This window comes from Pseudomonas sp. BP6 (assembly GCF_017875935.1).
Lineage (GTDB): Bacteria > Pseudomonadota > Gammaproteobacteria > Pseudomonadales > Pseudomonadaceae > Aquipseudomonas > Aquipseudomonas putida_Y.
The window spans coordinates 776,473-794,469 of the sequence record NZ_JAGINI010000001.1; the positions used below are offsets into that span (position 1 = coordinate 776,473).

Consider the following 17,997-nt stretch of genomic DNA (forward strand, 5'->3'; position numbering starts at 1 on the left):
AAAGCACACCGCCGTGCGCATTTACAGAAAGCGTCTAATCTAAATTCTCAACTCTTTTCGGCTGCAGCGCAGCGGTCTCAGACAGGATGTTCTGGCCATGATAAAAATGGCGCGCTTCGCATTTCTCTCCTTGGCAGCCTTGCTGGCTGCATGTTCCAGCCGTGCGCCTGCGCCGGCCCCTGTGGTACAGCCACAGGTTACCTATAGCCAGCCCAATCCTTCGCCGGTTGCCGATGACGTGCTGATTCGTGCCATTGGTCTGGTTGGCACGCCTTATCGTTGGGGTGGCAATACGCCGGACTCCGGCTTCGACTGCAGCGGCCTGATCAAATACGTGTACCGTGATGCTGCAGGCATCAGTCTGCCGCGCTCGACGCGAGAGATGATCGTCATGCGCGCACCGACGGTGGATGCCAGTTCACTGCAGTCCGGTGACCTGGTGTTCTTCGCCACCAATGGTGGCTCGCAGGTCAGCCATGCGGGCATCTATGTAGGGGACGGGCGCTTCGTGCATGCACCGTCCACCGGTGGCACCGTGCGCCTGGACTACCTGTCAAACAGCTACTGGGCCAAGGCCTACCTGCAGGCCAAGCGGGTGATTCCTCAAGGGCATCTGGCGCAGAATCCCTGATATCGATACCTGTATCGGCCCCGCTGAGCTCGGGACCGATACAGGCTGCCGAGATTCAGGGGGCTTTGCTCACCCGCCAGATCACATTGCCGACATCGTCGGCCACCAGTATCCCGCCTTGACCGTCCTGGATCACGCCCACCGGCCGACCCATCGCCTTGCCTTCTCTATCGAGAAAGCCCGTTAGCAGGTCTATGGGGCGGCCCGCAGGTTTGCCTGATCCGTCGAAGGGCACGAACAGCACTTTGTAGCCACTGTGTGGTTTGCGGTTCCACGACCCGTGCTGGCCCACCAATGCCCCTTGTTCGAAAGGCGGCGGCAACACGCCGGGTCCGATGAATGCCAGCCCTAGGGATGCAGTATGCGGGCCGACCGCATAGTCCGGCACCAGTGCCTCGGCCACCTTTTGCGGGGCCTGCGGGTGTACTCGTTGGTCTACGTGTTGCCCATAGTAACTGTAGGGCCAGCCATAGAAGCCGCCGTCTTTCACCGAGGTGATATAGTCCGGCACCAGGTCGCTGCCGAGTTCGTCACGCTCGTTGACCGCTGTCCACAACACTTCGCTGTGCGGCTCCCAGGCCAGTCCGTTGGGGTTGCGCAAGCCGGTGGCGAACAGCCGGTGCTTGCCGCTGGCGGGGTCTATCTCCCAGATCGCGGCACGCCCTTGCTCCTTGTCCATGCCGTTTTCCCCCACGTTGCTATTCGAGCCAACCGTCACGTAGAGCTTCCTGCCATCAGGGCTTGCGATCACGTTCTTGGTCCAGTGGTGGTTCAGAGGGCCGCCGGGTAGCTCGGTCACCGGGTGGCCTTCATCGTCAATCTGTAGGGCGCCAGATTCATAGTGAAAGCGCAGCAGCCTGTCTGTTTCCGCCACGTACAAGTTCTTGCCCACCAGTGTCATGCCGAAGGGGGAGTTGAGGCCTTTGATGAAAACGCTGCGGACTTCTGCCACGCCATCCTGATCGGCATCGCGCAGCAGGGTGATACGGTTGGCACTGGGTACGGTAGCGCCGGCACGTTTCATCGCCTTGCCCATGACCCAGCCGCGAATGCCCTTGCCATCTTCGGGTTTGGTCGGCGCGTTGGTCTCGGCCACCAGCACATCGCCGTTGGGCAGCAAATAGAGCCAGCGTGGGTGATCGAGGCTTTTGGCGAACGCTGCGACTTGGGTGCCAGGTGCTGCGGTCGGTTTCATACCCTTGGGCCAGCCGACTGCGGGGGCGATATTTACGGTGGGGATCAAGGTCGTGACAGGGGCCGGCAGCTTGGGCGTTGGTCCGCTGCCCTCGCGCACGTCCAGCAGCGCCGTCTCGCCGCAGCCTGCCAGGCTGGCTGCGATTAACCAAGGCATGAGGCATTTCATAGGCGGCGTCCTCCAGAGAAGGCCTGTTGAACTGAGAGGGGGGCTGGGGTCGTCGGGTTCCCCTCGGCGCCCCCGTCGATCCAGCAGTCTCTGAGAGGCTTGTTCTTGCTCTTGCCTCGACTTTTGCATCTAAGTGCACGGTAGTTCAGGCAACGCAGATTGCTACTTCGGAAGGCCAGGCGCAGCGCAGGGGCCGGACGTTCAGAGCGGGTCAGGCATACTTTGGCGGCGTCACCCGCTTCGATTGACGCTCCCGGTACAACCCTCTAACCTTCGCGGCGTGTTTCAGGTGCCCTGCCAGCCCCGACTGGGCAGGGTGAAACTGGGAAGCCGGTGGGTGCCAGCATGGCGCGATTCCGGCGCTGCCCCCGCAACGGTGGATGAGTAAAAGGCCGCGCAGGGCCACTGGATGCCAGCATCCGGGAAGGCGCGCAGGCCAGGGCCGAGGCCCACTCACAAGCCCGGAGACCGGCCTGATACTGCCAACGGCATCACGGAGGGTGATGCGCGGTGCACCGTGGCATCCTGCCATGGCCTCTGCGCGCTCTCCGTTTGCCTGCCTATTACCTGTCGCCGCGCATTGCCGTGGTGCCAGCCAGCGGAGAACCCTGATGAGCGAATCCACCGAACGCGACGAACGCCACCTGGCGCGCATGCAGCGCAAGAAGGCGGTCATCGACGAACGCATCGCCAATTCCCCTAACGAATGTGGCCTGCTGCTGGTGCTGACCGGCAACGGCAAGGGCAAGAGCAGTTCGGCCTTCGGCATGCTCGCGCGCGCCTTGGGCCACGGCATGCAATGCGGTGTGGTGCAGTTCATCAAAGGGCGCAACAGCACCGGCGAGGAGCTGTTCTTCCGTCGCTTCCCCGAACAGGTGCGCTACCACGTGATGGGCGAGGGCTTTACCTGGGAAACCCAGGACCGCCAGCGTGACATCGCTGCCGCGCAAGCCGCCTGGGCGGTGTCGCGCCAGTTGCTGCAGGACCCAGGTGTGCAATTCGTGGTGCTGGACGAGCTCAACATCGCGCTCAAGCATGGTTACCTCGACCTGGACCAGGTACTGTCCGACATTCAGGCCCGCCCGCCCATGCAGCATGTGATTGTCACTGGCCGCGCTGCGAAACCCGAGATGATCGAACTGGCTGATACCGTGACCGAAATGGGTATGCTCAAGCATGCCTTCCAGGCTGGTATCCGCGCGCAGAAAGGCGTCGAACTGTGAGTCGATCGAGCCACTGCCCCGCCGTGTTGATCGCGGCACCGGCCTCTGGCCAGGGCAAGACAACCGTCACTGCTGCCCTGGCCCGCCTGCACCGCAACCTCGGGCGCAAGGTGCGGGTGTTCAAGTGCGGGCCCGACTTTCTTGACCCGATGATTCTCGAACGGGCCAGTGGCGCGCCGGTGTATCAGCTGGATCTGTGGATGATCGGTGCGGAGGAAAGCCGTCGTCTGCTGTGGGAAGCAGCCGGCGAAGCTGACCTGATCCTCATCGAAGGGGTGATGGGGCTGTTCGACGGCACCCCTTCGAGCGCCGACCTGGCGCGCCACTTTGGCGTGCCGGTGCTGGCGGTGATCGACGGCACAGCCATGGCCCAGACCTTCGGCGCCCTGGCTCTGGGCTTGGCGCGGTACCAGGCCGACCTGCCGTTCGCCGGCGTGCTGGCCAATCGGGTCGGTAGCCTGCGCCATGCGCAACTGCTGGAAGGCAGCCTGACCGAAGGCTTGCGCTGGTATGGCGGCTTGTCCCGCGAGCGCGGCATCGAGCTGCCTAGCCGCCACCTGGGCCTGGTGCAGGCCAGCGAGCTGAATGACCTGGACACCCGGCTGGACGCTGCTGCCGAAGCGCTGGGCGCCAGTTGCGATGCGGCGTTGCCGCCGCCAGTAAGCTTTGCCGAACCCGAACCGCAAGCCTGCGTTGCCTCGCTGGCCGGTGTGCGCATTGGCGTGGCGCGGGACGAAGCGTTCGCCTTCACGTATGGCGCTAACCTCGACCTGCTGCGCAACCTTGGTGCCAGGCTGGTGTTCTTCTCGCCGCTGCACGACCGCGAACTGCCGGCAGTAGACAGCCTGTATCTGCCGGGTGGTTATCCAGAGCTGCATCACCATGCGCTGGCCGCCAACGCACCGATGTGCGAGGCGATCCGCGCCCACCATGCGCAGGGCAAGCCATTGCTGGCCGAGTGCGGCGGCATGCTGTACCTGCTCGATGCCTTGACTGACGTGGCCGGTGAACGTGCCGAACTGCTCGGCCTGCTGCCGGGCGAGGCGACCATGCAGAAGCGCCTGGCCGCCCTGGCGCTGCAGGCGGTGGAGCTGCCGGAAGGGACCTTGCGCGGTCACACCTACCACCATTCGCTGACCAGTACTGCGCTGGAACCGATTGCCCGCGGTCTGAGCCCCAACGGTGGGCGAGGCAACGAGGCGGTTTATCGTCTGGGCCGGCTCACGGCCTCCTACGTGCACTTCTATTTCCCTTCCTGCCCGGATGCGGCGGCGGCGCTGTTGCGACCATGAATGATCACGCCTATAGCGACGCCGAGCGCGCCGCAATCTACCGGGCCATCGGCGAGCGCCGCGACATGCGCCATTTCGCCGGTGGCCAGGTAGCGCCCGAGCTGCTTGGCCGCCTGCTGGCCGCCGCGCATCAGGCGCCCAGTGTGGGGCTTATGCAGCCGTGGCGATTTATCCGTATCACCCGGCGTGACCTGCGCGGGCGCATCCAGGCCTTGGTGGAGGCGGAGCGGATACGCACGGCCGAGGCATTGGGCGAGCGATCCGATGCCTTCATGAAGCTGAAAGTGGAGGGCATAAACGATTGTGCCGAGCTGCTGGTGGCGGCCTTGATGGACAACCGCGAATCACACATCTTCGGCCGCCGCACCCTGCCGGAGATGGACCTGGCCTCGCTGGCCTGTGCCATCCAGAACCTGTGGCTGGCCGCGCGTGGCGAAGGGCTGGGCATGGGCTGGGTGTCGCTGTTCGACCCGCAGGCGTTGGCCACGTTGCTGGGCATGCCCGGCGGTGCCAAGCCGGTGGCGGTACTGTGCCTTGGGCCGGTCGCCGAGTTCTATCCGGTGCCGATGTTGGTGCAGGAAAGCTGGGCCGAAGAGCGGCCCCTGAGTGAAATGCTTTACGAAAACCAATGGGGAGAGCGTCAATGAGCGTGGCCTTGCTGACCGTGGCCGGGGTGGCCCTGGACGCCTTGCTGGGCGAACCACAGCGCCGCCACCCCTTGGTGGCCTTCGGCAACATGGCCGGCAACCTTGAGCGCCGTCTGAATGCAGGCGGGCGTGGCTGGCGCAGCCACGGCGTGAGTGCGTGGTTCCTGGCGGTGGTGCCGCTGACCCTGGTGGCACTGATCCTTTCGTGGCTGCCGTATATCGGCTGGCTGGTTGACGTGCTGGCGCTTTACTGCGCCGTGGGGCTGCGCAGCCTGGGCGAGCATGTGCTGCCGGTGGCCAACGCTTTGCGCCAGGGCGATCTGGCGGAGGCGCGGCGCCGGGTTGGCTACCTGGTCAGCCGCGAAACGCGCGAACTGGACGAACCAGCGGTGGCCCGAGCGGCCACCGAGTCGGTGCTGGAGAACGGCAGCGATGCAGTGTTCGCCGCGTTGTTCTGGTTTGTGGTGGCCGGTGCGCCCGGCGTGGTGCTGTACCGCCTTAGCAACACGCTGGATGCCATGTGGGGTTACCGTAACGAACGTTTCGAGCGCTTTGGCTGGTGCGCGGCGCGCATCGACGATGTGCTCAACTATATACCTGCAAGGCTGGTGGCCCTGACGTATGCCCTGTTGGGCAAAACCCGTCTGGCCCTGGCCTGCTGGCGCAAGCAGGGTCCGCTGTGGGACAGCCCCAACGCCGGGCCGGTGATGGCTGCTGGCGCCGGTGCGCTGGGCGTGGCGCTGGGTGGCCCGGCGGTGTACCACGGCGAACTGCATGAGCGGCCGCGCCTGGGCGAGGGGCCAGTGGCTGATGCCGATGCCATCGAGCGCGGCTGGCAACTGGTGCAGCGCGGCGTGTGGCTGTGGCTGCTGGTGATTTGCCTGGGGGCCTATATCAATGCTTGAACATGGTGGTCGCCTGCTTCGCGCGGTGCAGCAATACGGTATCCCCCGTGAGCAGTGGCTCGACCTGTCCAGCGGCATTGCGCCCTGGCCATTCCCGATCCCGCCGATTCCCGTCGACGCCTGGGCCCGTCTGCCGGAAACCGAGGACGGCCTGGAGGACGCCGCGCGCGCGTATTACGGCGCCCGCCAGTTGCTGCCGGTCGCCGGCTCCCAGGCCGCGATCCAGGCCTTGCCGCTGCTGCGTACAGCCGCCCGGGTAGGCGTGCTGACGCCGTGCTATGCCGAACACCCCTATGCCTGGCAACGGGCGGGGCACCAACTGCTGGCGCTGGATGAAGCGCAAGTTGAGGCTGCGCTCGACGGCCTCGACGTGCTGGTGCTGGTGAACCCCAACAACCCGACCGGCCACCGGGTATCGCGCGAACGTCTGCTGGCTTGGCATGCTCGCCTGGCTGCCCGCGGTGGCTGGCTGCTGGTCGACGAAGCATTCATGGATAACACCCCGGCGGAAAGCGTGGTGGACTGCGCCGAACGCCCGGGACTGATCGTGCTGCGCTCGTTTGGCAAGTTCTTCGGCCTGGCCGGCGTGCGCCTGGGCTTCGTTGCCGCCGAACACAGCTTGCTGCTGCGCCTGGCCGAGCTGCTCGGACCCTGGACGGTCAATGGCCCGACCCGGGTACTGGCCCAGGCCAGTCTGGCTGATCAAGCTGCCCAGCGTGCGCAGGCCGAACGCTGTGCTGCTGCCAGCCAGCGGCTTGCGCACATGTTGCGCAGGGCCGGCCTGGCGCCCAGCGGCGGCTGCGACCTGTTCCAGTACGTGCGTAGCGAGCACGCTGCGCGACTGCATGAATTTCTCGCCCGGCGCGGCATCCTTGTACGGTTGTTCGAACAGCCAGCGGCCGTGCGCCTGGGGTTGCCTGCCTGCGCCGCGGACGAACAGCGCCTGGCCCACGCCTTGGCGACTTATCAAAAGGAAACGGCATGACGACCCTCATGGTGCAAGGCACCACCTCCGACGCAGGCAAGAGCACACTGGTGACCGCGTTGTGCCGCTGGCTGTTGCGCCAGGGTGTCGCTGTGGTGCCATTCAAGCCACAGAACATGGCGCTGAACAGCGCGGTGACGGCTGATGGCGGTGAAATCGGCCGTGCCCAGGCGGTGCAGGCCCAGGCCTGCCGGCTACAGCCGCACACCGACATGAACCCGGTGCTGCTCAAGCCCAACAGCGACACCGGCGCCCAGGTCATCATCCACGGTCGCGCGGTCACCAGCATGAATGCAGTGGCCTACCACGACTACAAGACCACGGCCATGCAGGCTGTGCTGGCTTCTCACCAGCGCCTGAGTGCCGCGTACCCGGTGGTCATGGTCGAGGGCGCGGGCTCGCCGGCTGAGATCAACCTGCGTGCCGGCGATATCGCCAACATGGGCTTTGCCGAAGCGGTGGACTGCCCGGTGATCCTGGTGGCCGACATCAACCGCGGTGGAGTGTTCGCCCATCTGGTGGGCACGCTGGAATTGCTGTCGACCAGTGAGCAGGCACGGATCAAAGGCTTTGTCATCAACCGCTTCCGTGGTGATATTGCCCTGCTGCAGCCAGGGTTGGACTGGCTGGAACAACGCACCGGCAAACCGGTGCTGGGCGTCCTGCCTTACGTTACTGACCTGCACCTGGAAGCCGAAGACGGCATCGATGTGCGCCAGGGCGTCAAGCACGCGCGTGTGCTCAAGGTGATCGTGCCAGTGCTGCCGCGTATCAGTAACCACACCGACTTCGACCCGCTGCGCCTGCACCCGCAGGTGGACTTGCAGTTCATCGGCCCGGGCCAGCCGATTCCGGCGGCCGACCTCATCATCTTGCCGGGCTCCAAGAGCGTACGCGGCGACCTGGCACAACTGCGCGAGCGCGGTTGGGACAAGGCTATCGAGCGGCACCTGCGCTATGGCGGCAAGCTGATCGGTATCTGCGGTGGCCTGCAGATGCTGGGGCGCGAAGTGCATGATCCGCTGGGGCTGGAGGGGGCCGCAGGTTCAAGCCAGGGGCTTGGCCTGCTCGACTATGCCACGGTGCTCGAAGCCGAGAAGCAACTGCGCAATGTTGCCGGCACGCTGAGCCTTGAAGCGGCAACGGTAACCGGTTATGAAATTCATGCTGGCGTGACCACCGGGCCTGCTCTGGAGCAACCCGCGGTCCAACTGGCTGATGGCCGCCATGATGGAGCAGTCAGTGCCGATGGCCAGATCCTCGCCACCTACCTGCATGGCCTGTTCGAAGGCAGCCAGTCGTGTGCCGCGCTATTGCGCTGGGCCGGGCTGGAGGATGTGCAGGTTATCGACTACGAAGCGTTGCGCGAACACGACATCGAGCGCCTGGCCGATCTGGTGGAAAAGCACCTGGACACCGCACAATTGCGTCAGCTGTGTGGGGTGGCCTGATATGCGTAACCTGATCCTCGGTGGTGCCCGGTCTGGCAAAAGCCGCCTGGCTGAACAGTTGGCCAGTGCCAGCGGCTTGCCGGTGACCTACATCGCCACCAGCCAGCCGCTGGATGGTGAAATGAATGAACGCGTGTTGCTGCATCGCCAGCGTCGGCCGGATGACTGGGGGTTGATCGAAGAGCCCTTGGCCCTGGCTGCGGTACTGCGCTCCGAGGCGGCCGAAGGGCGCTGCCTGCTGGTGGATTGCCTGACCCTGTGGCTGACCAATTTGTTGATGCTGGACGACGACCAGCGCCTGGCCGAGGAGCGTGATGCCCTGTTGGCGTGCCTGGAGCAGTTACCTGGCACCCTTATCCTGGTCAGTAACGAAACCGGCCTGGGCGTCGTACCCATGGGCGAGCTGACCCGGCGCTATGTCGACCTGGCCGGCTGGCTGCACCAGGCCGTGGCCGAACGCTGTCAGCGTGTCGTGTTGACCGTGGCCGGCCTGCCCTTAATCCTCAAAGGACCTGCACTATGACCCAAGCCTGGTGGCGTGACGCCTGCCAACCCCTCGACAACGCCGCCATGGACCAGGCCCGCGCCCGTCAGCAGCAACTGACCAAACCTGCTGGCTCGCTTGGCCAACTTGAAGAGCTGGCCATTCAGTTGGCTGGCCTTCAGGGGCTTGAGCGGCCAACGCTGGATAAGGTAGCCATCAGCATTTTTGCCGGTGACCACGGCGTGGTCGAAGAGGGCATCTCGGCCTATCCGCAGGCGGTGACCGGGCAGATGCTATGTAACTTCGTCGGCGGGGGCGCGGCGATCAGTGTGCTGGCGCGGCAGCTGCAGGCCAGCCTGGACGTGGTCGACCTGGGCACCATTGACGCGCAGCTGGAGCTGCCCGGCGTGCGCCATCTGCGCCTGGGCACCGGTACTGCCAACTTTGCCCGCCAACCCGCGATGACCGCAAACCAGCTGCAAGCGGCTTTGCAGGCCGGCCGCGACAGTGCCCAGCGCGCTGCCGAACAGGGCGCACAGCTGTTCATCGGTGGTGAGATGGGCATTGGTAACACCACCGCCGCCGCAGCCTTGGCCAGTGTTCTGCTAGGGTGCCCGGCGTCGGCGCTGAGCGGCCCAGGCACCGGCCTGGACAACGCCGGGGTGCAGCACAAGGCCGAAGTCATCGAGAGGGCGCTGCGCCTGCATGGCTTGCGCGCTGAAGACCCGTTGCAGGCACTGGCTTGTGTTGGCGGTTTCGAGATCGCGGCGTTGGCCGGTGCCTACCTCGGTTGCGCGCAGGCGGGTGTCGCGGTGCTGGTGGATGGCTTTATCTGCAGTGTCGCTGCGCTCGTGGCAGTGCGCCTCAACCCGCAGTGTCGGGCCTGGTTGTTGTTCGCTCACCAGGGCGCTGAGCCCGGCCACAAGACCTTGCTTGCTGCGCTGCAGGCCGAACCCTTGCTGGCCTTGGGCTTGCGTCTGGGTGAGGGCAGTGGCGCTGCCCTGGCGGTGCCGCTGTTGCGCCTGGCCTGTGCGCTGCATGGGCAGATGGCGACCTTTGTCGAGGCCGCGGTGGCGGACCGCCCGGCATGATCCTCGACTTGCTGCGCCATGGTGAAACGGAACAGGGCGGCCTGCGTGGCAGCCTTGATGATGCCTTGACCGACAAGGGCTGGGTGCAGATGCGCCGCGCCGTGGCCGACGCCGGTCCATGGCAGGTGCTGGTCAGCTCGCCGCTGCAGCGCTGCGGGCGTTTTGCCGATGAGCTGGGTGCGCAATTGAAACTGCCAGTGCAGCGTGAGCCTGCCCTGCAGGAACTGCACTTCGGTGATTGGGAGGGCCAAACTGCGGCGCAGATCATGGAGCACCAGGCCGATGCACTGGGGCGTTTCTGGGCCGACCCTTACGCCTTCACACCGCCCAATGGCGAACCGGTCGAGGCATTTGCCGAACGGGTGCTGGCGGCGGTCGAGCGTTTGCGCCTGCAACATGCCGGCAAGCGCGTGCTGCTGGTGACCCATGGCGGCGTGATGCGGCTGTTACTGGCCCGTGCCCGTGGCTTGCCCAGGGCGCAGTTACTGCAGGTCGAGGTTGGCCATGGGGCATTGATGCGGCTGGTGCCGGGTGACGACGGGCAACTGGTCGAGGCACCCTGAGATGTTACCGTTCTGGATCGCCTTGCAGTTTCTCAGCAGCCTGCCGGTGAGCCTGCCGGGCATGCCGGCACCGAGTGAGGTGGGGCGTTCGCTGCTGTATTACCCGCTGGTTGGGCTGCTGTTCGGCTTGCTGCTGTGGTTGGCCAGCCATCTGCTACAGGGCACGCCGCCGCCGCTGCACGCGGCTTTGCTGCTGACGTTGTGGGTACTGCTCAGTGGTGCCTTGCACCTGGATGGCCTGGCGGACAGTGCCGACGCCTGGCTAGGTGGTTTCGGCGACCGTGAACGCACCTTGCTGATCATGAAAGACCCGCGCAGTGGGCCGATAGCCGTGGTCACCCTGGTCTTGGTGTTGCTGCTGAAGTTTTGCGCATTGTGGGTGCTGGTCGGGCAGGGCGTCGGGGCGCAATTGCTGCTGGCGCCGTTGATTGGGCGGGCGGCGATGTTGGGCCTGTTCCTGGGCACACCTTATGTGCGATCTGGCGGGTTGGGCCAGGCGTTGGCCGAACATTTGCCCCGGCGCGCGGCGGGGTGGGTGTTGCTGGTTTGTATGCTGTTCTGCCTGTTCCTTGGCGGATGGAGCGTACTGCTGGCGCTGGCGGTGTTTGTCTGGTTGCGGCATCTGATGTGCCGGCGCCTGGGTGGGACCACCGGTGATACCGCGGGTGCGTTGCTGGAGTTGCTGGAGCTGGCCGTCCTGCTCGGGTTGGCGCTGGGGGGTTGAGCGCTTGGCCCGGACCGTACTTCCGGGGCTGCTTTGCAGTGCTTTCGCGAAAGGCCTCATAGGTGGAGGCGGGGCAGTAACTTCCAGCAACGGTCCGGTAGCGCCTGCATCTCCCTTGTCGGCGTATCCTCAGCCTCCCTTCATGCAACCAGGTAGGCTTCCCGTGCGTCACTGGATCTTTGCCAGTCTATTGGTCCTGTCCACCCTCCCAGCCACTGCTGCAGATCTCATGGCGTTCTGGGACACCCCACGCCACGGCGGCAACAGTTTCAACCGGCTGCCACCCGATCAGGCCTACTTCGATGCCCTGAGGGGGTACGGCGCTACCTGGGTGCGGCTGTCGTACGACAAATGGCAACCGGTGAAACGTGATTTCCTCCTCGGCAGCGCCGATACCTATGAAGGCCTGCCCGAAGCCGACCTGGCTGTGCTGCGTGCCACCCTCGACCGGGCACACCAGGCGGGGCTCAAGGTGGTCATCGCGCCACTCTCGCTACCGGGTATGCGCTGGTCGCAAAATAACCAGGGCCAGTTCGATGATCGCCTGTGGCAAGACAAACGCTACTGGTCCCAGGCTGCGGCCTTCTGGCGAGATATGGCGCGCGAACTGAAGCGCCATCCGGCCATCGCCGCCTACAACCTGATCAATGAGCCAGCACCGGAGAAACAGAGCAGCCTGGCTGAACATGCCAAACGTGGGCAGATGCAGCAGTGGTATGCGCAAGAGCAGGGAGGTACGCGCGATCTGCCCTTGCTGTACCGGCAACTGATAGCGGCCATTCGCGAAGAAGACGCTGATACGCCGATCATGGTCGATGCCGGCTGGTATGCGGGTGCAGACGCGTTCGGCTACTGGCCAGCCCCGCTGGAAGACGCGCGAGTGCTGTACAGCGTGCACATGTATGAGCCCTATGCCGCTACCAGTGCGCCGAACATGGCGCGCAAGCATCCCATCGCCTATCCAGGCCCCGTACCTTTTGCCGGGCAGACCCAGCTGTGGGATGGGCAACGCGTCGAACGCTACCTGCGCCAGCCGCTGGCATGGGCCGAAGCCATGGGGCTGCCGCGTTCTCGCCTGGTGGTGGGAGAGTTTGGCTGCATGCGCAGGTTGCCGGGTTGTCGGCAGTATCTTGAAGATGTACTCGTCGTGCTGGATCGCAACCGGTTGCACTGGGCGTTCTATAGCTTCCGTGAAGACAACTGGGATGGCATGGACTACGAACTGGGCACGGCGAAGGTGCCGTGGCGCTACTGGCAGGCGGCCGAGCAGGGCGCGCCAGCCCCCCTGGCGCGCAAGGCCACGGTTGAGTTCGAGCCGATCCGCAGGCGCTTGAACCCGGACTGACGCTTCTCACCCCTTGTGAAACTTCTTGCAACAGTCAGTATGCGGGTATATACACGTATCCATGCTGACCAGTGAATGCATCTGTACCCACCTGCGTCGTGCCGCCCGCGGGGTGAGCCGGCATTACGACGAAGCCCTTGCCGGCTTCGGGGTCAATGTCGCCCAGTTTTCCCTGCTACGTCACCTGCAACGGCTCGACCGACCCAGCATCACAGTCCTGGCTGAAGCCATGGGACTCGAGCGCAGTACCCTGGGCCGTAATCTGCGTGTGCTGGAGGCGGATGGGCTGGTAGCACTGGGCGATGGCGACGACCAGCGTAACCGCGTGGTGCTGTTGACCGCAGCGGGCAAGCAACTGTTGCACGTTGCCCACCCAGCTTGGGAGCAGGCGCAGAAAGAGCTGGTTGAACGGCTCGGGGTGGGGCAGCGGGATGAGCTGGTGCGACTGCTGAAACAACTGGCCTGACTCGATACGACTATAAGCGGGTATATACCCGCAAAACCTTGCGATGAGCGGGAGATAACGAAAATGACTTCGGTGTGGCGAACCAGCGGATGGGTATTGGTGGGGGCGGCCTTGATACTGGCGCTATCTTTGGGCGTACGACACGGCTTCGGCCTGTTCCTGGCGCCGATGAGTGCTGATTTTGGCTGGGGGCGTGAGGTGTTTGCCTTCGCCATTGCCCTGCAGAACCTGATCTGGGGGCTGGCGCAGCCGTTCGCTGGCGCCTTGGCCGACCGGCTTGGCGCGGCGCGGGTGGTCATCATCGGCGGTATTCTCTATGCCGTCGGCTTGATCCTGATGGGCATGGCTGATTCGGCCTGGTCGTTATCGCTGAGTGCGGGCTTGCTGATCGGCATTGGCCTGTCCGGCACGTCGTTCTCGGTCATCCTCGGTGTGGTCGGGCGTGCTGTGCCGGCCGAAAAACGCAGCATGGCCATGGGGATCGCCAGCGCCGCCGGGTCATTCGGCCAGTTCGCCATGTTGCCGGGCACCCTTGGTCTGATTCAGTGGCTGGGCTGGTCGGCAGCGTTGCTGGTGCTGGGGCTGATGGTGGCGTTCATCGTGCCTTTCGTCGGCCTGCTGCGCGATCGCCCGTTACCCAGTCACGGTGCCGAGCAGACCCTGGGCCAGGCGCTGCGCGAGGCGTGCACGCACTCCGGCTTCTGGTTGCTGGCGCTGGGCTTTTTTGTCTGTGGCTTCCAGGTCGTGTTCATTGGCGTGCACCTGCCGGCCTACCTGGTTGACCAGCACCTGGCTGCGACCACCGGTACGACAGTGCTGGCGCTGGTCGGCCTGTTCAACATCGTCGGAACCTTCACCGCTGGCTGGTTGGGCGGGCGCATGTCCAAGCCGCGCCTGCTGACCGGTTTGTACCTGCTGCGCGCGGTGGTGATCGTGCTGTTCCTGTGGGCGCCGGTGAGCGAGTTCAGTGCTTATCTGTTCGGTATTGCCATGGGCCTGCTGTGGTTGTCCACGGTACCGTTGACCAATGGTACCGTGGCCACCGTGTTCGGGGTGCGTAACCTGTCCATGCTGGGCGGTATCGTGTTCCTGTTCCATCAGTTGGGCGCGTTCCTGGGGGGGTGGCTGGGTGGGGTGGTGTATGACCGCACCGGTAGCTACGACTTGGTTTGGCAGATATCCATCCTGCTCAGCTTGCTGGCTGCTGCCCTTAACTGGCCGGTGCGCGAACGCCCGGTTGCACGCCTTCAGGCCCAGGCAGCATGAACCGCTACCTGCTCCGCGGGCTGTTGGCGGTTGCCGCGCTGTTGCTGTTGGCACTGGTGTGGTGGGGCTGGCATCAGGGAGGGATGGCGCTGATGCAACTGGGCATGAGTGTGTGTTAGGCGCTACCCTGCAAGCTCAAGGGTTGTCATGCGGGAGAAACGAGTCATGCGTGCACATTGGTTGACGGTGCCGGTGCTGGCCCTGCTTGCCAGTACATCGAGCTGGGCAGCGGATTGCCCGGCGTTGTTGCAGGGCAGCCTGCCGGAATTGCGCGGCAAGGGGCAGGTCGAGCTGTGCGAACGCTTTGCCGGCAAGCCGCTCGTGGTGGTGAACACTGCCAGTTATTGCGGTTTTGCCCCGCAGTTCGAGGGGCTTGAGGCGACGTACAAGGAATATCACGAGCAAGGGCTGGAAATGCTCGGCGTGCCGTCCAATGACTTCAAGCAGGAAGACGCCGACAGTGAGAAGACTGCCAAGGTTTGCTATGCCAACTACGGCGTCACCTTCACCATGACCAAGACGCAGGCGGTGCGGGGTAAGGATGCGATACCGCTATTCGCGGAGCTGGCCAGCCAGAGCAGTGCGCCGAAGTGGAATTTCTACAAGTATGTTGTCGATCGCAAGGGCAAGGTGATCGGTAACTTCTCCAGCCTGACCAAACCGGATGATCCCGCATTCCGCGCCGCTATCGAAAAGGCCATCGCCTCACAGCAGTAACCAGGCTGATCTTGCTGCGACTTCTGCTTCTAAGTGCGAGGCAGTTCAGGCGATGCAGATTGCGACTTCAGGAGGCCGAGCGCAGGCCTCCTGAAGTCGTGAAGATCAAGATCAAAAACAGGAAGTGGCTGGCTGCAGGCCACTTCACCGTGCATGCACGGTAATCGCCACCAGCCGCATCACCACCGGCCGGACCACCAGCACACACACAAATGCCACCGGCATCGCCAGCTGATAGGCCTTGAGCACATTGCCCAGATACTCCGGGGTAATCCCGGCATTGGCAGCCGTGATCACAAAGCACATCAACAGCGCCATGATCGACGACATGAAGAACGCGAAAACGTAGGGGGTAGCGACCGGGTGTAATTTGCGTCGACCGCGCGACCGGGAAAGGTTGCTCATGCGAACTCCTGAAAGCTGAGTGGAAGCGCAGATTAGCAACGTGCACGCCTGCAGCTGTAGACCCGCAGCATTGAGTTCTTTATAAAGAAATCATTACGAATCCAAGAGCTCACCATGGACCTGCTCAACGCCATCCGCTGCTTCATCAAGGTGGTCGAGGCCGGTAGCATTGCCGCTGGCGCCCGTAACATCGGCCTTAGCCCGGCAGCCGTCAGCCAGAATCTGGCGCGGCTGGAAGGCCACCTGCAAGTGCGCCTGCTCAGCCGAACCACACGCAGCATGGCCATGACGCCCTCTGGTGCTCAGTATTACGAGCGTGTAAAGCACATCGAGCGTGATCTGGTCCTGGCCGAACAGGCAGTGACAACACCCGACAGCGAACCTCAGGGGCGGTTGTGCATTGCCTCGACCTCTGCCTTCGGGCGCCATGTGCTGGCACCGTTGATACCTGCTTTCAGTGCCCGCTACCCCTTACTTTCGATAGAGTTGGTAACGATTGATCGTCGGGTCAACCATGCCCGTGAAGACGTTGACGTGAGCCTGCGCATTGCGCCGCAGCTCGAAGACCAGTTGCTGGCCCGGCGCATCGCCCGCATTCCGTTCATTTGTTGTGCCTCACCTGGCTACCTGCAAAGTGCTGGCGTACCTGGCACGCCCGAGGCCTTGCGCGGGCACCGTTGCCTTGTGTTTCGCTACCCGGTGGATGGCCGCTTCCTGCGCTGGGGCTTCATACGGGACGGCCTGCGTTTCGAAGCGGAATTCGGCAATGTATTGATCAGCGACGATATCGATGCCCTGACCCAGATGGCCCTGCACGATGGTGGCATCACCCGCCTGGCCGAGTTCATTGTGCGGCCACACCTGGCCTCGGGCGCCTTGGTGCCGCTGTTCGAATACTGCGACAGCAGCCAGGCTTACGCCCAGACCGAGCCCATGGACATCTACCTGTGCCTGGCCGATCGCTTTGCCATGACCACCAAGGTGCGCGTTTTCATGGACTATCTGCGCGAGTGCCTGGGCGACAGCTGGCAACTGCAGGCATGAAAAAAAACCGCCACGAAGGCGGTTTTCATGTGACGCGCAAGAATCAGAAGCGGTAGGTGAGGGATGCACCGATACCGTGAGCGCTGTTCTCGTACTTGGCCTGGTAGCTGCCTTTGGTCGCGCTGACCTGATTGACCTTGGTGTCCTCCTCCCACAGGTAGGAGTAGGCGACGTCAATGGTCATGTCGTCGTTCGGGCTCCAGCCGGCACCCAGGCTGAACACCTTGCGGTCGCCAGTCGGGATGCGCGGCGAACGATCGTGGTTGTTGGTTGGCGACTGGTCGACGGTGAAGCCGGTACGCAGTACCCACTCCTTGTTGACCTTGTAGGATGCACCAATGGCGTGAGCCCAGGTGTCATGCCAGTTCTGCTCTTCGGTGATGGTCTGGAACGCCGAACCTGCCAGTGGCGCCGGCACATCGTTCTGCACGGTGATGTCTTCCAGGCGGCTCCAGCGCGTCCAGGTGCTGCCTGCGTACAGGGTCCATTGGTCGTCCAGTTCATGGGTAACCGAAAGGTCGACGGATTCAGGCGTCTTGATCTTCAGGCTGGCGTCAAACTTGTTGCCGTTGAATGGCCCGATCAGCGGGGTGCTGACACGGGTCTTGCCCTCGAGCTTGTAGTCGACCATCGAGTGATAGGTAAGACCGACACGGGTGCGGTCGGTGGCCTGGACCAGAATACCGATGTTGTAGCCAACGGCGGTATCGTCGCCCTTGATCTTCACTTCGCCGTCGTTACGGCCCGGGGTGAACGGGTTGATCAGGCTCGAGCCCAGTTCCCCTTCGATGCGGTTGATGGTCGGGCCAAAACCGATCGAGACCTTGTCGTTGAAGGCATAGCTGACAGTCGGCTGGAAGGTGACAACCTGTACGTGGCTCTTCTTGCCCCAGTAGCGCGCGGCATCATCGCTGCCGTAGTCGGTTACCAGGCCGAACGGTACGTAGACACCGAAACCGACGCTCCAGTGGTCATCGATCGGCTTGACGTAGTAACCCATGGGTACGCCAACGACAGGCACCATGTCACCATCGGTTTCCCCCCCGAGGTTGCTGCCTGGGCCCGATATGTCGGTCTTGGCGATGACGGCAGCGCCGCCCACGGTGAACTGTTCGCGCTTGAGGCGGGACATGCCGGCCGGGTTGCCGAATACGGTACTTGCATCTTCGGCAGAAGAAGAACGTCCCGCGAAACCTGTCCCCATGCTGCTGATGCTCTGTTCGTTGAGCGCGAAGCCGCTGGCGAGCAGTTGGCTGGAAGCAAGCGCAACGGCTAAGCCGAGGGAGGTTTTGAGCATTACTTTTTTCATTATTAGAAAACTCCTTGGGATCTCCGGGGCGAAAAGCTACCAACAAATCACGCGCCGCGCTATAGGCTCAATCGCAGGAGTTAGAG

The 17,997-nt window shown here is 63.8% G+C and carries 20 protein-coding genes and 1 riboswitch; of the genes, 17 read left to right on the forward strand and 3 right to left on the reverse strand.

What is annotated here, in order from left to right:
• Positions 1-97: 97 nt before the first annotated feature.
• Entirely contained in the window at positions 98-631 is a 534-nt protein-coding gene (locus tag J3A98_RS03530) for a C40 family peptidase (RefSeq protein WP_209964043.1), read from the forward strand.
• A 55-nt stretch (positions 632-686) separates the two neighbouring features.
• On the opposite strand, the gene J3A98_RS03535 is transcribed toward J3A98_RS03530, so the two are convergent.
• Positions 687-1,994, reverse strand: coding sequence for a sorbosone dehydrogenase family protein (locus J3A98_RS03535; RefSeq protein ID WP_209964046.1), 1,308 nt, complete (start codon positions 1,992-1,994; stop codon positions 687-689).
• Positions 1,995-2,264: 270 nt separating this feature from the next.
• Positions 2,265-2,486, forward strand: a riboswitch (cobalamin riboswitch).
• A gap of 119 nt (positions 2,487-2,605) precedes the next feature.
• On the opposite strand from J3A98_RS03535, the gene cobO reads away from it, so the two are divergent.
• The 15 genes from cobO (at position 2,606) to J3A98_RS03605 (ending at position 15,153) form a co-directional block, all read left to right on the forward strand.
• On the forward strand, positions 2,606-3,217 hold the full coding sequence (cobO, locus tag J3A98_RS03540; protein WP_014754250.1) for a cob(I)yrinic acid a,c-diamide adenosyltransferase: 612 nt from the start codon (positions 2,606-2,608) through the stop codon (positions 3,215-3,217).
• Positions 3,214-4,509 (forward strand): cobyrinate a,c-diamide synthase, encoded by a 1,296-nt coding sequence (locus J3A98_RS03545; RefSeq protein WP_209964049.1) that lies wholly within the window; start codon positions 3,214-3,216, stop codon positions 4,507-4,509. Before cobO ends, J3A98_RS03545 begins: the two co-directional genes overlap by 4 nt.
• On the forward strand, positions 4,506-5,156 hold the full coding sequence (gene bluB / locus J3A98_RS03550) for a 5,6-dimethylbenzimidazole synthase (RefSeq protein ID WP_176685485.1): 651 nt from the start codon (positions 4,506-4,508) through the stop codon (positions 5,154-5,156). The genes J3A98_RS03545 and bluB overlap by 4 nt, the downstream gene beginning before the upstream one ends.
• Entirely contained in the window at positions 5,153-6,061 is a 909-nt protein-coding gene (gene cbiB, locus J3A98_RS03555) for an adenosylcobinamide-phosphate synthase CbiB (protein ID WP_176685484.1), read from the forward strand. The genes bluB and cbiB overlap by 4 nt, the downstream gene beginning before the upstream one ends.
• Positions 6,054-7,046, forward strand: a complete 993-nt coding sequence (gene cobD, locus J3A98_RS03560) for a threonine-phosphate decarboxylase CobD (protein WP_209964051.1) — start codon at positions 6,054-6,056, stop codon at positions 7,044-7,046. Before cbiB ends, cobD begins: the two co-directional genes overlap by 8 nt.
• A complete protein-coding gene (locus tag J3A98_RS03565; RefSeq protein ID WP_209964053.1) occupies positions 7,043-8,497 on the forward strand; it encodes a cobyric acid synthase in 1,455 nt (484 codons plus the stop codon). Before cobD ends, J3A98_RS03565 begins: the two co-directional genes overlap by 4 nt.
• A gap of 1 nt (position 8,498) precedes the next feature.
• Entirely contained in the window at positions 8,499-9,020 is a 522-nt protein-coding gene (gene cobU, locus J3A98_RS03570) for a bifunctional adenosylcobinamide kinase/adenosylcobinamide-phosphate guanylyltransferase (RefSeq protein WP_209964055.1), read from the forward strand.
• Entirely contained in the window at positions 9,017-10,072 is a 1,056-nt protein-coding gene (gene cobT, locus J3A98_RS03575) for a nicotinate-nucleotide--dimethylbenzimidazole phosphoribosyltransferase (RefSeq protein ID WP_209964059.1), read from the forward strand. Before cobU ends, cobT begins: the two co-directional genes overlap by 4 nt.
• The gene (gene cobC / locus J3A98_RS03580; protein WP_209964062.1) at positions 10,069-10,635 is read left to right on the forward strand and encodes an alpha-ribazole phosphatase family protein; all 567 of its coding nucleotides are present in this window, start codon (positions 10,069-10,071) and stop codon (positions 10,633-10,635) included. The genes cobT and cobC overlap by 4 nt, the downstream gene beginning before the upstream one ends.
• Before the next feature lies 1 nt (position 10,636).
• Positions 10,637-11,359 (forward strand): adenosylcobinamide-GDP ribazoletransferase, encoded by a 723-nt coding sequence (locus tag J3A98_RS03585; RefSeq protein ID WP_209964068.1) that lies wholly within the window; start codon positions 10,637-10,639, stop codon positions 11,357-11,359.
• Between the two features lie 229 nt (positions 11,360-11,588).
• Positions 11,589-12,704 carry a cellulase family glycosylhydrolase gene (locus J3A98_RS03590; RefSeq protein WP_209969727.1) on the forward strand — a complete coding sequence of 372 codons (1,116 nt, stop codon included), beginning with the start codon at positions 11,589-11,591 and terminating at the stop codon, positions 12,702-12,704.
• Positions 12,705-12,765: 61 nt separating this feature from the next.
• Entirely contained in the window at positions 12,766-13,170 is a 405-nt protein-coding gene (locus J3A98_RS03595) for a MarR family winged helix-turn-helix transcriptional regulator (protein ID WP_084850372.1), read from the forward strand.
• 72 nt (positions 13,171-13,242) lie between these two features.
• Positions 13,243-14,436, forward strand: coding sequence for an MFS transporter (locus J3A98_RS03600; protein ID WP_176685505.1), 1,194 nt, complete (start codon positions 13,243-13,245; stop codon positions 14,434-14,436).
• Positions 14,433-14,555 (forward strand): hypothetical protein, encoded by a 123-nt coding sequence (locus J3A98_RS27075; protein ID WP_256122397.1) that lies wholly within the window; start codon positions 14,433-14,435, stop codon positions 14,553-14,555. The genes J3A98_RS03600 and J3A98_RS27075 overlap by 4 nt, the downstream gene beginning before the upstream one ends.
• Before the next feature lie 46 nt (positions 14,556-14,601).
• Complete coding sequence (locus J3A98_RS03605; protein ID WP_014592086.1) at positions 14,602-15,153, forward strand: glutathione peroxidase; 552 nt, start codon at positions 14,602-14,604, stop codon at positions 15,151-15,153.
• Between the two features lie 144 nt (positions 15,154-15,297).
• On the opposite strand, the gene J3A98_RS03610 is transcribed toward J3A98_RS03605, so the two are convergent.
• Complete coding sequence (locus J3A98_RS03610) at positions 15,298-15,558, reverse strand: DUF2798 domain-containing protein (RefSeq protein WP_176685477.1); 261 nt, start codon at positions 15,556-15,558, stop codon at positions 15,298-15,300.
• Positions 15,559-15,672: 114 nt separating this feature from the next.
• On the opposite strand from J3A98_RS03610, the gene J3A98_RS03615 reads away from it, so the two are divergent.
• Positions 15,673-16,602, forward strand: a complete 930-nt coding sequence (locus J3A98_RS03615; protein ID WP_209964072.1) for a LysR family transcriptional regulator — start codon at positions 15,673-15,675, stop codon at positions 16,600-16,602.
• A 43-nt stretch (positions 16,603-16,645) separates the two neighbouring features.
• On the opposite strand, the gene J3A98_RS03620 is transcribed toward J3A98_RS03615, so the two are convergent.
• Entirely contained in the window at positions 16,646-17,911 is a 1,266-nt protein-coding gene (locus J3A98_RS03620) for an outer membrane protein transport protein (RefSeq protein ID WP_176685475.1), read from the reverse strand.
• Between the last annotated feature and the right edge of the window lie 86 nt (positions 17,912-17,997).

What these genes read in the sequence shown, in the direction of transcription:
- J3A98_RS03620 (WP_176685475.1), bottom strand. Translation starts at nt 17,911, where the DNA reads ATGAAAAAAGTAATGCTCAAAACCTCCCTCGGCTTAGCCGTTGCGCTT.
- cobO (WP_014754250.1), top strand. Translation starts at nt 2,606, where the DNA reads ATGAGCGAATCCACCGAACGCGACGAACGCCACCTGGCGCGCATGCAG.
- cobD (WP_209964051.1), top strand. Translation starts at nt 6,054, where the DNA reads ATGCTTGAACATGGTGGTCGCCTGCTTCGCGCGGTGCAGCAATACGGT.
- J3A98_RS03565 (WP_209964053.1), top strand. Translation starts at nt 7,043, where the DNA reads ATGACGACCCTCATGGTGCAAGGCACCACCTCCGACGCAGGCAAGAGC.
- cobU (WP_209964055.1), top strand. Translation starts at nt 8,499, where the DNA reads ATGCGTAACCTGATCCTCGGTGGTGCCCGGTCTGGCAAAAGCCGCCTG.
- cobT (WP_209964059.1), top strand. Translation starts at nt 9,017, where the DNA reads ATGACCCAAGCCTGGTGGCGTGACGCCTGCCAACCCCTCGACAACGCC.
- J3A98_RS03590 (WP_209969727.1), top strand. Translation starts at nt 11,589, where the DNA reads ATGGCGTTCTGGGACACCCCACGCCACGGCGGCAACAGTTTCAACCGG.
- J3A98_RS03605 (WP_014592086.1), top strand. Translation starts at nt 14,602, where the DNA reads ATGCGTGCACATTGGTTGACGGTGCCGGTGCTGGCCCTGCTTGCCAGT.
- J3A98_RS03595 (WP_084850372.1), top strand. Translation starts at nt 12,766, where the DNA reads ATGCTGACCAGTGAATGCATCTGTACCCACCTGCGTCGTGCCGCCCGC.
- J3A98_RS03535 (WP_209964046.1), bottom strand. Translation starts at nt 1,994, where the DNA reads ATGAAATGCCTCATGCCTTGGTTAATCGCAGCCAGCCTGGCAGGCTGC.
- cobC (WP_209964062.1), top strand. Translation starts at nt 10,069, where the DNA reads ATGATCCTCGACTTGCTGCGCCATGGTGAAACGGAACAGGGCGGCCTG.
- J3A98_RS03530 (WP_209964043.1), top strand. Translation starts at nt 98, where the DNA reads ATGATAAAAATGGCGCGCTTCGCATTTCTCTCCTTGGCAGCCTTGCTG.
- J3A98_RS03610 (WP_176685477.1), bottom strand. Translation starts at nt 15,558, where the DNA reads ATGAGCAACCTTTCCCGGTCGCGCGGTCGACGCAAATTACACCCGGTC.
- cbiB (WP_176685484.1), top strand. Translation starts at nt 5,153, where the DNA reads ATGAGCGTGGCCTTGCTGACCGTGGCCGGGGTGGCCCTGGACGCCTTG.
- J3A98_RS03585 (WP_209964068.1), top strand. Translation starts at nt 10,637, where the DNA reads ATGTTACCGTTCTGGATCGCCTTGCAGTTTCTCAGCAGCCTGCCGGTG.
- J3A98_RS03615 (WP_209964072.1), top strand. Translation starts at nt 15,673, where the DNA reads ATGGACCTGCTCAACGCCATCCGCTGCTTCATCAAGGTGGTCGAGGCC.
- J3A98_RS27075 (WP_256122397.1), top strand. Translation starts at nt 14,433, where the DNA reads ATGAACCGCTACCTGCTCCGCGGGCTGTTGGCGGTTGCCGCGCTGTTG.
- bluB (WP_176685485.1), top strand. Translation starts at nt 4,506, where the DNA reads ATGAATGATCACGCCTATAGCGACGCCGAGCGCGCCGCAATCTACCGG.